The sequence below is a fragment of the Sphingomonas sp. GW822-FHT03G08 genome (assembly GCF_058801135.1).
The window spans coordinates 2,624,992-2,638,281 of record NZ_JBXAMZ010000001.1 but is presented as its reverse complement, the minus strand read 5'-3'; the positions used below and the strand labels follow the sequence as shown (position 1 = coordinate 2,638,281).

The 13,290-nt window shown below is 67.2% G+C and carries 11 protein-coding genes; 7 read left to right on the top strand and 4 right to left on the bottom strand.

Features of this window, described 5'->3' with window-relative positions:
• The 3 genes from AC1RJ5_RS12155 (at position 1) to AC1RJ5_RS12145 (ending at position 4,142) form a co-directional block, all read left to right on the top strand.
• Positions 1–498 (top strand): toxin-activating lysine-acyltransferase, encoded by a 498-nt coding sequence (locus AC1RJ5_RS12155; RefSeq protein WP_493113499.1) that lies wholly within the window; start codon positions 1–3, stop codon positions 496–498.
• Between the two features lie 138 nt (positions 499–636).
• Entirely contained in the window at positions 637–2,733 is a 2,097-nt protein-coding gene (locus tag AC1RJ5_RS12150; protein WP_269573666.1) for a type I secretion system permease/ATPase, read from the top strand.
• The gene (locus AC1RJ5_RS12145; protein WP_493113496.1) at positions 2,730–4,142 is read left to right on the top strand and encodes an HlyD family type I secretion periplasmic adaptor subunit; all 1,413 of its coding nucleotides are present in this window, start codon (positions 2,730–2,732) and stop codon (positions 4,140–4,142) included. Before AC1RJ5_RS12150 ends, AC1RJ5_RS12145 begins: the two co-directional genes overlap by 4 nt.
• Positions 4,143–4,189: 47 nt before the next feature.
• On the opposite strand, the gene gyrB is transcribed toward AC1RJ5_RS12145, so the two are convergent.
• A complete protein-coding gene (gene gyrB, locus AC1RJ5_RS12140) occupies positions 4,190–6,721 on the bottom strand; it encodes a DNA topoisomerase (ATP-hydrolyzing) subunit B (protein ID WP_409372581.1) in 2,532 nt (843 codons plus the stop codon).
• 111 nt (positions 6,722–6,832) lie between these two features.
• Between gyrB and AC1RJ5_RS12135 the strand changes: the two genes are divergently transcribed.
• Positions 6,833–8,224 (top strand): M20/M25/M40 family metallo-hydrolase, encoded by a 1,392-nt coding sequence (locus AC1RJ5_RS12135; protein ID WP_184162168.1) that lies wholly within the window; start codon positions 6,833–6,835, stop codon positions 8,222–8,224.
• A gap of 111 nt (positions 8,225–8,335) precedes the next feature.
• Here AC1RJ5_RS12135 and recF read toward each other — a convergent pair whose 3' ends face one another.
• Positions 8,336–9,481, bottom strand: coding sequence for a DNA replication/repair protein RecF (recF, locus tag AC1RJ5_RS12130; protein ID WP_493114681.1), 1,146 nt, complete (start codon positions 9,479–9,481; stop codon positions 8,336–8,338).
• Between the two features lie 76 nt (positions 9,482–9,557).
• On the opposite strand from recF, the gene AC1RJ5_RS12125 reads away from it, so the two are divergent.
• The gene (locus AC1RJ5_RS12125) at positions 9,558–10,307 is read left to right on the top strand and encodes a hypothetical protein (RefSeq protein ID WP_184162164.1); all 750 of its coding nucleotides are present in this window, start codon (positions 9,558–9,560) and stop codon (positions 10,305–10,307) included.
• A gap of 15 nt (positions 10,308–10,322) precedes the next feature.
• Here AC1RJ5_RS12125 and AC1RJ5_RS12120 read toward each other — a convergent pair whose 3' ends face one another.
• Positions 10,323–11,087: a Coq4 family protein gene (locus tag AC1RJ5_RS12120; protein WP_493113493.1), complete on the bottom strand. Its 765-nt coding sequence runs from the start codon at positions 11,085–11,087 to the stop codon at positions 10,323–10,325.
• A 156-nt stretch (positions 11,088–11,243) separates the two neighbouring features.
• Here AC1RJ5_RS12120 and AC1RJ5_RS12115 point away from each other — a divergent pair, with 156 nt between their 5' ends.
• Entirely contained in the window at positions 11,244–11,462 is a 219-nt protein-coding gene (locus AC1RJ5_RS12115; protein ID WP_184162158.1) for a helix-turn-helix transcriptional regulator, read from the top strand.
• Positions 11,455–12,093 carry a hypothetical protein gene (locus AC1RJ5_RS12110; RefSeq protein WP_493113491.1) on the top strand — a complete coding sequence of 213 codons (639 nt, stop codon included), beginning with the start codon at positions 11,455–11,457 and terminating at the stop codon, positions 12,091–12,093. Before AC1RJ5_RS12115 ends, AC1RJ5_RS12110 begins: the two co-directional genes overlap by 8 nt.
• 78 nt (positions 12,094–12,171) lie before the next feature.
• Here the strand turns inward: AC1RJ5_RS12110 and dnaN are convergent, their stop codons facing one another.
• Entirely contained in the window at positions 12,172–13,284 is a 1,113-nt protein-coding gene (gene dnaN / locus AC1RJ5_RS12105; RefSeq protein ID WP_269573671.1) for a DNA polymerase III subunit beta, read from the bottom strand.
• Positions 13,285–13,290: the final 6 nt, after the last annotated feature.

Below are 13,290 nucleotides of genomic sequence, written 5' to 3'. Positions count from 1 at the left end.
ATGGAACAGATGACTACGCCTCCTACCGTCAGCCACCTCCTGGGCGAGATGACCTGGCTGCTCACCCAGTCGCCGCTGCATCGCGGCCTTGCGATCGGCGATCTCGAATGGCTGGTGATGCCGGCGTTGCTCAACGAGCAGTTCTACATCTTCCGCGACGGCGATCGGCCGGTGGGCCTGGCGCTATGGGCCAGGACCACCGCGGAGGGCGAGGCCAAGCTGCAGCGCGGCATGATCGAGCCGGAGAACCGGCTGACCATGGACGAATGGAGCAAAGGAGACCGCCTCTGGCTGGTCGATCTCGTCGCGCCCTTCGCCGATGCGACCAATCGCCATCTCGAGATCATGATCGCGGATCTCATTGCCAAGCCGTTGCGCGGGCAGGCCTTCAATCTCCACCGCACCGATCTCGAGACGGGCTTGCGCTCCGTTCAGCGGATCGAGGCGGATGCGGGAGACCGGCTGGTCGAGGCGATCGCGGCGCAGCTCAAGGAATAGCTGCGTACCCTGGTTCCAGGGCGCTGGGGGCAGTGAACAACCAGCTGACGCTACTCAAATGTTGTGCGCGTAACGCGTTCGGGGGGATTTGTGATCGAGGGGGAGAAAGCCGCGTCGTCGGCTTCGCTGGATGCATTCGTGCTTGTCGCCCGCTTTCTGGGGGTGCCCGCCGATCCTGCGCAGATTGCCCATGAACAGGGGCAGGGGACGGACTTCCGCCTTGAAGGGCTTGCGCGTGCCGCCAAGCGCATCGGCATCGTCGCGCGCATCCAGTCCAGCGCCATCCGCGATCTGATCAAGCGCCCGCTTCCCGCGCTCGCCGAGCTTGAGGACGGCGAGGCCGTGATCCTGCTCAAGGTGGACGAGAGCGAGGAGAAGCGGCGCCTGCTCGTCCAGCGCGGCGGCGCAGCGGCGCCGGAGATCTGGAGCGAGGACCAGTTCGCCGCCGGCTTCACCGGCCGCCTGCTGCTGATGACCACGCGCGAGGCGATCGCGGGCACGGGCCGGCCGTTCGACATCAGCTGGTTCATCCCGGCGCTCGTCAAATATCGCAAGCCGCTGCGCGACGTGCTGATCGCCTCCTTCTTCCTACAGCTGATGGGGCTGGTCTCGCCGATCTTCTTCCAGCTGGTGATCGACAAGGTGCTGGTGCACCAGTCGCTGTCCACCCTCGATGTGCTGGCGATCGGCCTGGCGGTGGTGCTGACCTGGGAGACGGCGCTGTCTGCGCTGCGCAACTGGCTGTTCGCGCATTCGACCAATCGCGTCGATGCCGAGCTCTCCTCGCGGCTCTTCCGGCACCTGCTCAACCTGCCGCTTTCCTATTTCGAAGCGCGCCGCGTCGGCGACAGCGTGGCGCGGGTACGCGAGCTGGAGCGAATCCGCGAGTTCCTCACCTCCAACGCGGTGACGGTGGTCATCGATCTCTTCTTCACCATCGTGTTCTTCGCGGTGATGTATCTCTACAGCCCGATCCTGACCTTGATCGTGGTGCTGTCGATCCCGCTCTACGCGGCGATCTCGATCCTGATCACGCCGACGCTGCGGGCGCGCCTCGACGAGAAGTTCCGGCGCGGTGCGGAGAACCAGGCGTTCCTCGTCGAGAGCGTGACGGGGATCGGGACGCTGAAGGCGATGGCGGTGGAGCCGCAGATGCGCGCGCGCTGGGAGCGGCAGTTCGCCGGCTACACCCAGACCGGCTTCTCGGTGATGACGCTGGCCAATTGGGGCAGCCACGGCATCCAGCTCGTCTCCAAGCTCACCACCGTCGCGATCCTCTATTTCGGCGCGAAGCAGGTTATCGCGGGAGACCTGTCGGTCGGGGCGCTCGTCGCCTTCAACATGCTGTCGGGGCGGGTTGCGTCGCCGATCCTCCGGCTGTCGCAGCTGTGGCAGGACTTCCAGCAGGTGCGCATCTCGGTCGATCGGCTGGGCGACGTGCTCAACGCGCCCGCCGAGCCCGAGCACAATCCCAATCGCGCCAGCCTGCCGGCGATCCGCGGCGACATTCGCTTCGATGCCGTGCGCTTCCGCTATCGGCCCGACGCGCCAGAGGCGCTGCGCGGAGTCGCGCTGGAGATCGCCGCGGGGCAGACGCTGGGCATTGTCGGGCCCTCCGGATCGGGCAAGTCGACCCTGACCAAGCTCGTCCAGCGGCTGTACGTGCCGGAGCAGGGAAGGGTCCTGGTCGATGGCGTCGATCTGGCGCTGGTCGATCCGGCATGGCTGCGCCGCCAGATCGGCGTGGTGCTGCAGGAGAACATCCTGTTCAACCGTTCGGTCCGCGAGAATATCGCGCTCACCGATCCGACCCGGCCGATGGAGCAGGTTATCGCCGCCGCGCAGATGGCCGGCGCGCATGATTTCGTGCTCGAGTTGCCGCACGGCTACGACACCGTGATCGACGAGCGCGGCGGCAACCTGTCCGGCGGCCAGCGCCAGCGCCTCGCCATCGCCCGCGCGCTCGTCACCGATCCGCGCATCCTGATCCTCGACGAAGCCACCAGCGCGCTCGATGCCGAGAGCGAGGAGATCATCCAGCGCAACCTCGGGGTCATCGCCAAGGGGCGCACCGTGATCATCATCGCGCATCGCCTGTCCGCGGTGCGCCAGTGCGACCGGATCGTGACCGTCGAGGCGGGGGCGCTCACCGAGGATGGCGATCATGACAGCCTGATCCGCGCGGGTGGGCGCTACGCGCAGCTCTATGCCAAGCAGATGGGAGTTGCGCTGTGAGCCTCGCGGCGCGCTTCCCCAATCTCGCGCATCACTGGCAGGTCCTGCGCGCCGCCTGGCGGATGGAGAGCGAGGCAAAGGCGCGGCGACGGCCGAAGCTCGACCATGAGTTCCTGCCCGCCGCGCTCGAGATCATCGAGAAGCCGCCGAGCCCCGGCCTGCGCTGGCTGATGCTGCTGCTGTGCTCGCTGTTCGGCGTGGCGCTGCTCTGGTCGTGGGTCGGCAAGGTCGATACCGTCGCGGTCGCCACCGGCAAGGTCGTGCCGTCCGCGAAGATCAAGATCATCCAGCCGATCGAGATCGGCGCGGTCCGTGCGATTCATGTCCGCAACGGCCAGCGCGTGAAGCGCGGGCAGCTGCTGATCGAGCTGGATCCGACGCTCGCCGGCGCGGACGATGCCCAGGCGAGCCAGGGCCTGCTCTCGGCACGGCTCACCCAGGCGCGCAGCGATGCGCTGGTACGCTACCTCGCGACCGGGCACCTGGCCTATGTCCCGCCCGAGGGGACGCCGGCGGCGGTCGCGGCGACGCAGGCCGGCCTCGCCAGGGCCGCGGTCGCCGAATATCAAGCCGAGCGCGCCAGCCTCCAGGAAGCGCGCGCGCAGAGCAGTGCCGATCTCGCCGCGGCCAATGCCGAGCTCGCCAAGCTCCTGCAGACCCTGCCGCTGGTCGACCAGCAGCTGGAAGGGCGGCGCACCCTGACCGACAAGGGCTATTATTCGCGGCTCAAGCTGCTTGAATATGAGCAGCTGCGCGTCGAGCATGTCCAGAATATCGCGGTGCAGCGCAGCACCGCCGCCAAGGCACGCGCGGCGATCGCCAATACCGATGCGCAGATCGCCCGGCTGCGCGAGACCTTCGGCAAGGCGGCCTTTTCCGACCTTTCCGAAGCCGAGGACAAGGGCGCTGTGGCGAGCGAGGAAATCCGCAAGACCCTGCGGCGCCGGCAATATCAGGAACTCCGCTCGCCGGTCGACGGCGTGGTGCAGCAGCTGGCGATCCACACCGTGGGCGGCGTCGTCCAGCCCGCCCAGCCGCTCCTGGTGATCGTGCCGTCGGCGGACGAAGTCGAGGTCGAGGCGCAGATCCTCAATCGCGACATCGGCTTCATCCGCGAGGGGCAGCCGGTGCGGGTGAAGCTGGAGGCGTTCCCATTCACCGATTATGGCCTGATCGACGGCGAAGTGGCGTCGATCAGCCGTGACGCCATCGAGGACGAGAAGCGCGGCCTGATCTACGCGGTGCGCGTCCGCCTGAAGCGTCGCACGATCGCGATAGGGGGCCGGGAGATGCCAATCGGCCCTGGCCTTGCCGTACAGGCGGAGATCCGGACCGGCGAGCGCCGGATCATCCAGTATCTCCTGTCGCCCATCGCCGAGACCATCGACGAGGCCGGGCGCGAGCGCTGATTTTCACAAGGCGGGCGCGGGCGATTCCAGCCCGCGCCCGGCCCGGATCAGACGTCCAGGTTGGCCACGCTCAGTGCGTTCTCCTGGATGAAGTCGCGGCGCGGCTCGACCACGTCGCCCATCAGCTGGGTGAAGATCTCGTCGGCGACATCGGCCTGGTCGATCTGCACCACCAGCATCGAGCGGTTTGCCGGATCGAGCGTGGTTTCCCACAGCTGCTCGGCGTTCATCTCGCCAAGACCCTTGTAGCGCTGGATCGACAGGCCCTTGCGGCCCGCCGCCAGGATCGCGTCGAGCAGTTCGCTCGGGCGCGCGACCAGCGTCTCGCCCTTGGCGGCGGCGACCAGTTCCTCGCCATCCTCGGCTGCCGGCGCGGCAACCTCCTCGGTCGCGGCGGTCTTTGCCGGCACCAGCTTGGCGAGCACCGCATAGCTCTGCGCCTGCTCGGCGGCGAGCGTGTGGAGCTTGCGCCCTTCGGCCGAGACCAGGAACGCCGCCTCGATGATGTGGTGATCGGTCACGCCGCGCCACAGCCGCTCGAAGTGGAAACCGCCATCCTCGGTCACGCGGGCGCTCCAGCGCGCATCCTCGTCGGTCTGGTCGAGCCGGCGAGTCACCGCGCCCAGCCGCTCGTCGCGCTGCTCGCGGCTCGCGTCCGGATCGAACGCGCCGGCCAGCGCCAGCGCCTCAACGATGTCGGGTGCATAGCGGCGCGGCACGTAGCGCATCAGGGTCCGCATGCGTCGGGCATGGTCGACCAGCTTCATCAGCTCCTCGCCGAAGATCGGGCCTTCATGCGTCTCGAGCCGGGTGAGGCCCACGCCGCCTTCGACCAGATACTGGTCGAGCGCGGTATCGTCCTTCAGATACACTTCGCTGCGGCCCTTGGTCGCCTTGTAGAGCGGCGGCTGGGCGATATAGAGGTGCCCGGCCTGGATGATCTCGGGCATCTGCCGGTAGAAGAAGGTGAGCAGCAGCGTGCGGATATGCGCGCCGTCCACGTCTGCGTCGGTCATGATGACGATCTTGTGGTAGCGCAGCTTCTCGATGTTGAAGTCGTCGCGGATGCCGGTGCCCAGCGCCGTGATGATCGTGCCGATCTCGCGGCTGGCGAGCATCCGGTCGAAGCGCGCGCGCTCGACGTTCAGGATCTTGCCGCGCAGCGGCAGGATCGCCTGGAACTGGCGGTCGCGGCCCTGCTTCGCGGAGCCGCCTGCCGAGTCACCCTCGACGAAGAACAGTTCGGACTTGGCCGGATCGCGCTCCTGGCAGTCGGCAAGCTTGCCGGGCAGGCTGGCGATGTCGAGCACGCCCTTGCGCCGGGTCAGCTCGCGCGCCTTCTTGGCGGCTTCGCGGGCGGCGGCAGCGTCGATCACCTTCTGGATGATCGTCTTGGCGTTGGCCGGGTTCTCTTCGAGATACTCGGCCAGCTTGTCCGCCATCAGGCTCTCGAGCGGCTGGCGCACTTCGGACGAGACCAGCTTGTCCTTGGTCTGCGAGCTGAACTTCGGATCCGGCAGCTTGACCGAGACGATCGCGGTCAGGCCTTCGCGCATGTCGTCGCCGGTGAGCGTCACCTTCTCCTTCTTCAGCATGCCGCTCTTGTCGGCATAGCTGTTGATCGTGCGGGTCAGCGCCGCGCGGAACGCCGCGAGGTGGGTGCCGCCATCCCGCTGCGGGATGTTGTTGGTGAAGCAGAGGACGTTCTCATAATAGGAGTCGTTCCACTCCAGCGCCACGTCGATGGTCACGTCGTCGCGGGTGCCGGCGATCGCCACGGGATCGGGCATCAGCGGCTGCTTGTTGCGGTCGAGCCACTTCACGAAGGCCGCGATGCCGCCCTCGTAATAAAGCTCGACTTCCTTCACTTCCTCGTGCCGCGCGTCGCGCAGGAACAGGCGCACGCCCGAATTGAGGAAGGCCAGCTCGCGATAGCGGTGCTCGAGCTTGTCGAAGTCATATTCGATCTGGTTGCGGAAGGTGCCGCCGTCGCCCGGGGCCTTTTCGGTCGAGGCGAGGAAGGTCACGCGCGTGCCCTTCTTGCCCTCGGGGGCCTTGCCGATCACCTTGAGCGGCGCGGTCGCGTCGCCATAGGCGAAGCGCATCCAATGCTCCTCGCCGTCGCGCCAGATGTTGAGGTCGAGCCACTCGGAAAGCGCGTTGACCACCGAGACGCCCACGCCGTGCAGGCCGCCCGATACCTTGTAGGCGTTGTCGTCGCTGGTGTTCTCGAACTTACCGCCGGCATGGAGCTGGGTCATGATGACTTCGGCCGCCGAGACGCCTTCTTCCTTGTGGATGCCGGTCGGGATGCCGCGGCCATTGTCCTCGACCGAGACCGAGCCGTCCGCGTTCAGCTGGATGATGATCTTGTCGCAATGCCCGGCCAGCGCCTCGTCGATCGCGTTGTCCGAGACCTCGAACACCATGTGGTGGAGGCCCGAACCGTCGTCGGTGTCGCCGATATACATGCCGGGGCGCTTGCGCACTGCGTCCAGTCCCTTGAGGACCTTGATCGAGTCTGCGCCGTAGCTGTTCTGGTTCGGGGTATTTTCGGGAGTGGTGTCGTCGCTTGCCATGCCCAGCATATAGGTATTGGCGTCACGAAACGGAAGCAAAATGGCGCTTTGCCCGCGCGGGGAAACATGATGAATTGTGGACGAGATTCCGGGGCGGAAAAGGGGCGGTCGATGAAGCGTTTGGCGGTGGGACTTGCGGTGCTGCTGGCGTCTTTCCCGGCCCAGGCCCAGGACAATGAAGCGCTGCGTTCGCTCTATCAGGAACTGGTCGAGACCGACACCAGCATCACCACCGGTAGCTGCACCGCGCTGGCCGACAAGGTCGAGGTGCGGCTGCGCGCGGCGGGGTATGGCGATGCCGACATCACCCGCTTCGCGGTGCCCGATCATCCCAAGGAGGGCGGGCTGGTCGTCGTCCTGCCCGGCACGTCGAAGACGCTGAAGCCGATCCTGCTGCTCGGCCATATCGACGTGGTAGCCGCCAAGCGTGAGGACTGGACCCGCGATCCGTACAAGCTGGTCGAGGAGAAGGGCTATTTCTGGGGTCGCGGCACCGCCGACATGAAGGCGCTGGATGCGATCTGGATCGACACGATGCTCCGCCTCAAGCTCGGCAAGGCGAAGCTCAAGCGCACGCTCAAGCTGGCGCTCACCTGCGGCGAGGAGACCAGCTGGGCGTTCAACGGCGCCAAGTGGCTGGCCGAGAACAAGCCCGATCTGATCGCCGCCGAGTTCGCGCTCAACGAAGGCGGCGGTGGCCGCACCGACGGCAAGGGCAAGCTGCTCACCGCCAACCTCCATGTCGGCGAGAAGACCGCGGTCAACTACCGGATCGAGGCGACCAATCCCGGCGGTCACAGCTCCGCGCCGGTGAAGGACAATGCGATCTACGAGCTGTCCGACGCGCTGGTGAAGGTCCGCGAGTTCGAATTCCCGCTGATGATGACCGATACGACCAAGGCCTATTTCGCCCGGGCCGGCGCGGCGCGCGGTGACGACATGGGCAAGGCGATGATCGCGCTCGCCGCCAATCCGGGCGACAAGGCGGCCGAGGCGATCGTCAACACCGACAAGGCCTTCCACTCGATGCTGCGCACCACCTGCGTGGCGACCTTGATCGATGGCGGCCATGCCAACAATGCGCTGCCCCAGCGCGCCGGTGCCAACATCAATTGCCGCATCTTCCCCGGCGTGTCGGCGGAAGCGGTGCGCGACGAACTGGTCCGGGTGATCGCCGATCCCCGGATGACGGTGACCCTGCCCGAGCTGCGCGGCCCGCTCGCCCGGCCGGTGCCGCTCGATCCGAAGATCGTCAAGCCGATCGAGAAGCTGCTGGCGAAGCATCGCCCCGGCGTGCCGCTGGTGCCGATGATGTCCACCGGCGCTACCGACGGCGTGTTCCTCGAGGCGATCGGCATCCCCTCCTATGGCCCGCCGGGCACTTATTCCGACCCGGATGGAAACGGTACCCACGGGCTCAACGAGCGGCTCGCGGTCGACGCGCTCTATTCGGGCCGCGCCTTCCTGTTCGAGCTGGTGACAGTTCTCGGCAATCAGGACTGACGCTATCCAATTAACCTGCTCCCCGGCGAAGGCCGGGGCCCAGGGTTTCTCTGCCGTGTCGCTCGTGACCCTGGGCCCCGGCCTTCGCCGGGGAGCACCTGGTATCCTCAGCTACTCGACCGAAACCGCCCCATCGCTGACCCGATACCGCGTCGCACCCCCGGGAACCGCCTCGAACAAGGCCGGCTCGGTCCCCGTCATCCACACCTGCCCGCGGCCTTCCAGCCGTTCGAACAGTGCCGCACGCCGGCCCGGGTCGAGATGCGCCGCGACTTCGTCGAGCAGCAGGATCGGTGCGCGGGCCACGCGCTCGGCGACCAGCTCGGCATGGGCGAGGACGAGCCCAAGCAGCAGCGCCTTCTGCTCGCCGGTGGAGCAGAGATGCGCCGCCTGATTCTTCCCCAGATGCGTGACGAGCAGGTCGGCGCGGTGCGGACCCGCCAGCGTGCGGCCCGCCGCCGCGTCGCGCCGGCGACCGGCCGCCAGCTCGCGGGCGAGCGCGTCGGCATCGCCTTGCCAGCCTTCCAGTGCCAGCCCCGCCCGCGCGAACGGTCCCTCGGGCTGCGCCGCCAGCCGCTCGGCCAGCGCCACGACCAGCGCACGCCGGGCGGCATCGATCGCCGCGCCATGCTCGGCCATCCTCGCCTCGAGCGCGGTCAGCCAGTCGGGGTCTGGCGCGGCATCCTCCGCCAGCAGCCGATTGCGCTCGCGCATCGCGGCTTCGTATCGGGTCGAATGGTGCGCATGGCCGGGGCTCAGCGCCAGCGTCAGCCGGTCGAGGAAGCGCCGCCGCTCGCCCGCCGCATCGACGAACAGCCGGTCCATTGCCGGCGTGAGCCACAGAACGCTCACCCATTCGGCCAGGCTGGTGGCGGCGGCGGTCGCGCCGTTGATCCGCACCAGCCGCCGTTCGGGCGCGCTCGCCTGCGTGCCGGTGCCTATATCTACAAGCCCCTCCCCTTCAGGGGAGGGGTTGGGGGTGGGGGAAGTCTCACCGAGTGCGCCGCTCCTGGGCATTGCGGGAGGGGCTGTCAGCCGCGCCGCCACGCCGAACCCGCCGCTGCCGCCCTGCCGCGCCATCTCGGTCAGCGGCGCGCGGCGCAGGCCCCGGCCGGGGGCGAGCAGCGAGAGCGCCTCCAGCACATTGGTCTTCCCCGCGCCATTCTCGCCGCTCAGCACCACGAAGCCGGGCCCGGGCACGAGCACGGCGTCTTCATGGTTGCGGAAGTCGGTCAGGACGAGGCGGGACACTGCCATTTCCCGCCGATAGCCGCTATTGCCGCCGCGCGCGACATCGCGGATGATCGCCGGCGTCGAATAAGGGGGTTCCACCATGCGTACCAAGCTGTTCCTTGCCACGATCCTGGCGCTCGCGCCGATGCCGGCGCTGGCCGACGTCACCGCGCGCTACAATGCCGGCGGCAAGGAGCTGGTGATCGAAGTCGATGACGGGGGCAATTCGCGGCTCGACGTCGGCGGCAAGTTCACGATCATCCACCGCGACGGCGTCGACTATATCGCCGTCACCGACAAGGAAGGCACCAAGGTCTTCGAGCTCCAGGCGATGGTCGATCTGGTCAAGGGCTTCATCCCCAAGAGCGAGGATCCCAAGGCCAAGGAGTTCCAGTTCGGCATCGCGCCGGGCACCGCCGCGGTCGTCGCCGGCCAGCAGGGCGAGGCGTGGAAGCTGCTGATGCTCAAGGGCGACGAGGCTTCGAAGAAGAAGCATATCGAGATGGTGGTCAGCGCGGACCCCAGGCTCACGCCCGTCGGCAATGTGTTCCGCCGCGCGATCGACACGGTGAACAGCTTCTTCGGTGCGATGTTCCCCGAGGAGACCGGCTTCTCCGCGCGTCTGACCGAGCTGTTCGCCAAGGGCACGCCGCTGCGCGTCACGCCGATCGAGGAAGGTGCGGCCAAGCAGGACGGCCCGCTGATCGAGTTCAAGTCGCTCGACACCGCCGAGATCGACGCCAAGCATTTCGAGCTGCCCGCGCCGGTCACGTCGGCCGACGAGATCTTCGGTGCGATGGACGCGCTGATGAAGCCGAACGCCGGCGGCGCGATCAAGGACCTGCCGTAAGCAAGGGCGCGGGGTTTAGATCCCCTTCAGGCCGGCCGCTTCCAGGCTGGCCTGCGCCTTCCGGTACTTCACCGGATCGCCGATGTTCAGCCGCTTGCGCACCTGGTCGAGCGGCTCGGCGAGCAGGATCTCGTAGTCCTCGCCGTGCAGCCACTGCGCGGCCTTGCCGTGGCGATAGCCCTCGATCACGGCCTTGAAGAAATCGAGCTTGCGGGTGATGCGGATGCTCTTGAGCGCCGCGCCCATGCCGATGAAGCCCCAGCCGAGCCCGCCGGTCTGCGCATAGGAGAAGGCGACCAGGCAGGCCTCGCCCAGATGCTCGTCGGCCTGGTAGCCGGTGATCACGTGCCACAAATCGTGGATGTCGCGCTCGCGCCGGCCCATCCAGGCATAGGGGTGCTGGATATCGGCGTTCTGGAACGCGCCCTCGGTCATGCTCACCGCGACCAGCCCGTCGGCCGAATAGCCGGTCGAATCGAGGAAGTTGCGATAGGCCGCGCCCACCGTGCCCTCGGCGAAGCCTTCGATCCAGGCGCGGTCGCCCAGCCGCTCGGCCATCTCGACATGCTGGAACGCGATCCGCCCGCCATTGGGCATGGTCAGCAGCTTGCGATAGCTCTTCTGCGTCGCGTCGCCGTTGAGCGCGCGCATGATCCGGAAGACCTGCTCGGTATCGTCGCCATTGGCGAGCAGCCGCCCCAGCGCACGGAACGCCGTGCCCCATTCCCGCTTCATCGGGATGCCGGGGTTGAAGACCTGCGGAGCGGGCTGGGTGGCCATATGCGATTCCTTACTGACAAGAGTGTCAATACAGGAGTCGGGTCCGGGAATCAATGCTGCCGTAGCGGAAACCCGAGCTGACAAGAGTTCTTGACACCCGCTGCTGGCTTATGACAAGAACTCTTGTCATATGGTACAGAGTTCTGGACACCGCGCATGAAGAACCGGCTGCGCGTGCTGCGGGCCGAGGCCGGCCTCAGCCAGGGCGACCTGGCCGGGCTGCTCGGCGTCTCGCGCCAGACGATCAATGCGGTCGAGACCGACAAATACGACCCGAGCCTGCCGCTGGCGATGCGGCTTTCGAAGATCTTTGGAGTGCCCATCGATGTCATCTTCCTCGACGACTGGACCCCGCCCGAGCTCCCCAATGGCTAGTTCCGGGACCCGCCGCCGGCTCGTCCGCGCCGCGGTCGGCGCCGTGTTCGGTCTCGTTCTCGGCTTCGCCGCCGGGCAGTTCGGCCTGTTCGACTGGATCGCGCAAATGCCGGGCGAGGACATCGCCTCGACCGTGCTCGCCGCGCTGCTGCTGCTCCTCGGCCTGTTCGCGCTTGTCGCCGCGTCGAGCAGCGCGCTCTATCGCCGCATGGCCGAGAATTATCAGGAGGGCGATCCGCTCGACGGCACGGTACTGCGCTATCTGCGGCTGAACGGCATCGGCCTGCTCCTCGGCGCCGCGCTGCTGCTCGCCCCGCCGCTCGCCGTGCGCTTCGGCTATGCCGGCGATGCGGCGATCCCGGTCGCGATCGGCCTTGCCGCACTGCTCGCGCTCCAGGTCTGGCTCAATGCCCGGATCCGGCGTGACAGCGACGAGCTCACCCGTGCCGCGCTGGCCGAGGCATCGATCGCCAGCTTCTGGCTGTCCCAGCTCGGCCTGTTCGGCTGGGCGGCGCTCGCCAAACTCGGCCTGGTCGCGGAGGTCAGCCTGTGGACGCTGATGACGATCTCGACGGCGATCTATCTAGTCTTGTCGATCGTCGCGGCGATCCGCCGGGGCATGTTCGCCTGATCCGTCTGGCCTGAAACGAAAAAGCCGGTGCGGGATGGTCCCGCACCGGCTTTTTTCATGTCCGCAATCGCCGTGCGATCAGACGCGCATCGGCATCAGCACGTACAGCGCCGGCGACTTGTCGTTCTCGCGGATCAGCGTCGGTGCTGCCGCATCGGCCAGATGGACTTCCACCAAATCGCCTTCGATCTGGTTGAGGATGTCCATCAGGTAGCGGCTGTTGAAACCGATCTCGAAGGGCAGGGCGGCATAGTCGCCCGGGACCTCTTCGGCCGCCGCGCCATTCTCCGGGCTGGTCACCGAGAGGATGATCTTGTCGCGCTCCAGCGCCATCTTCACCGCGCGGGTCTTCTCGGTCGCGATGGTCGAGACGCGGTCGACGCCTTCCATGAAGCTCTTCGGATCGAGCTTGAGCAGCTTGTCGTTCCCCGTCGGGATCACGCGCGTGTAATCCGGGAAGGTACCGTCGATCAGCTTCGAGGTCAGGATCGCCTGGCCCAGATCGAAGCGGATCTTCGAGGCCGAGAGCGACACGCCGATCGAGCCGTCGACTTCCTCGAGCAGCTTGCGCAGCTCGCCCACGCACTTGCGCGGCACGATCACGCCCGGCATCGCATCGGCGCCGTCCGGACGCGCCACGGTGACGCGGGCGAGGCGGTGGCCGTCGGTGGCGGCGGCGCGCAGCACAGGCGTCGCCTCGTCGACGACATGCAGATAGATGCCGTTGAGATAATAGCGCGTCTCTTCGGTCGAGATCGCGAAGCGGGTCTTGTCGATGATCTGCTTGAGCGTTTCGGCCGGCAGCTCGAACACCGTCGGCAGCTCGCCCTCGGCGATCATCGGGAAATCGTCGCGCGGCAGCGTCGACAGCGTGAAGCGCGCGCGCCCGGCATTGACGGTGATACGGCCTTCGGCAGCGGTCAGCTCGACCTGCGCGCCCTCGGGCAGCTTGCGCACGATGTCGAACAGCGTGTGCGCCGGCACGGTGATCGCGCCCGGCTGGTCGACCGAAGCGGAGATCGTCTCGTCGATCTGCAGGTCGAGGTCGGTCGCCATCAGGCGCAGCGCGCCGCCCGGCTGTGCCTCGATCAGCACGTTCGACAGGATGGGGATCGTGTTGCGCCGCTCGACCACGGACTGGACGTGGCTCAAGCCCCTCAACAGAGTTGCGCGTTCGATCGTCGCCTTCATCAAGAA

Bases quoted from the DNA above. Each gene is read 5' to 3' on its own strand.
- AC1RJ5_RS12155 (WP_493113499.1), top strand. From the start codon at position 1: ATGGAACAGATGACTACGCCTCCTACCGTCAGCCACCTCCTGGGCGAG.
- gyrB (WP_409372581.1), bottom strand. From the start codon at position 6,721: ATGGCAAGCGACGACACCACTCCCGAAAATACCCCGAACCAGAACAGC.
- AC1RJ5_RS12135 (WP_184162168.1), top strand. From the start codon at position 6,833: ATGAAGCGTTTGGCGGTGGGACTTGCGGTGCTGCTGGCGTCTTTCCCG.
- recF (WP_493114681.1), bottom strand. From the start codon at position 9,481: ATGGCAGTGTCCCGCCTCGTCCTGACCGACTTCCGCAACCATGAAGAC.
- AC1RJ5_RS12125 (WP_184162164.1), top strand. From the start codon at position 9,558: ATGCGTACCAAGCTGTTCCTTGCCACGATCCTGGCGCTCGCGCCGATG.
- AC1RJ5_RS12120 (WP_493113493.1), bottom strand. From the start codon at position 11,087: ATGGCCACCCAGCCCGCTCCGCAGGTCTTCAACCCCGGCATCCCGATG.
- AC1RJ5_RS12115 (WP_184162158.1), top strand. From the start codon at position 11,244: ATGAAGAACCGGCTGCGCGTGCTGCGGGCCGAGGCCGGCCTCAGCCAG.
- AC1RJ5_RS12110 (WP_493113491.1), top strand. From the start codon at position 11,455: ATGGCTAGTTCCGGGACCCGCCGCCGGCTCGTCCGCGCCGCGGTCGGC.
- dnaN (WP_269573671.1), bottom strand. From the start codon at position 13,284: ATGAAGGCGACGATCGAACGCGCAACTCTGTTGAGGGGCTTGAGCCAC.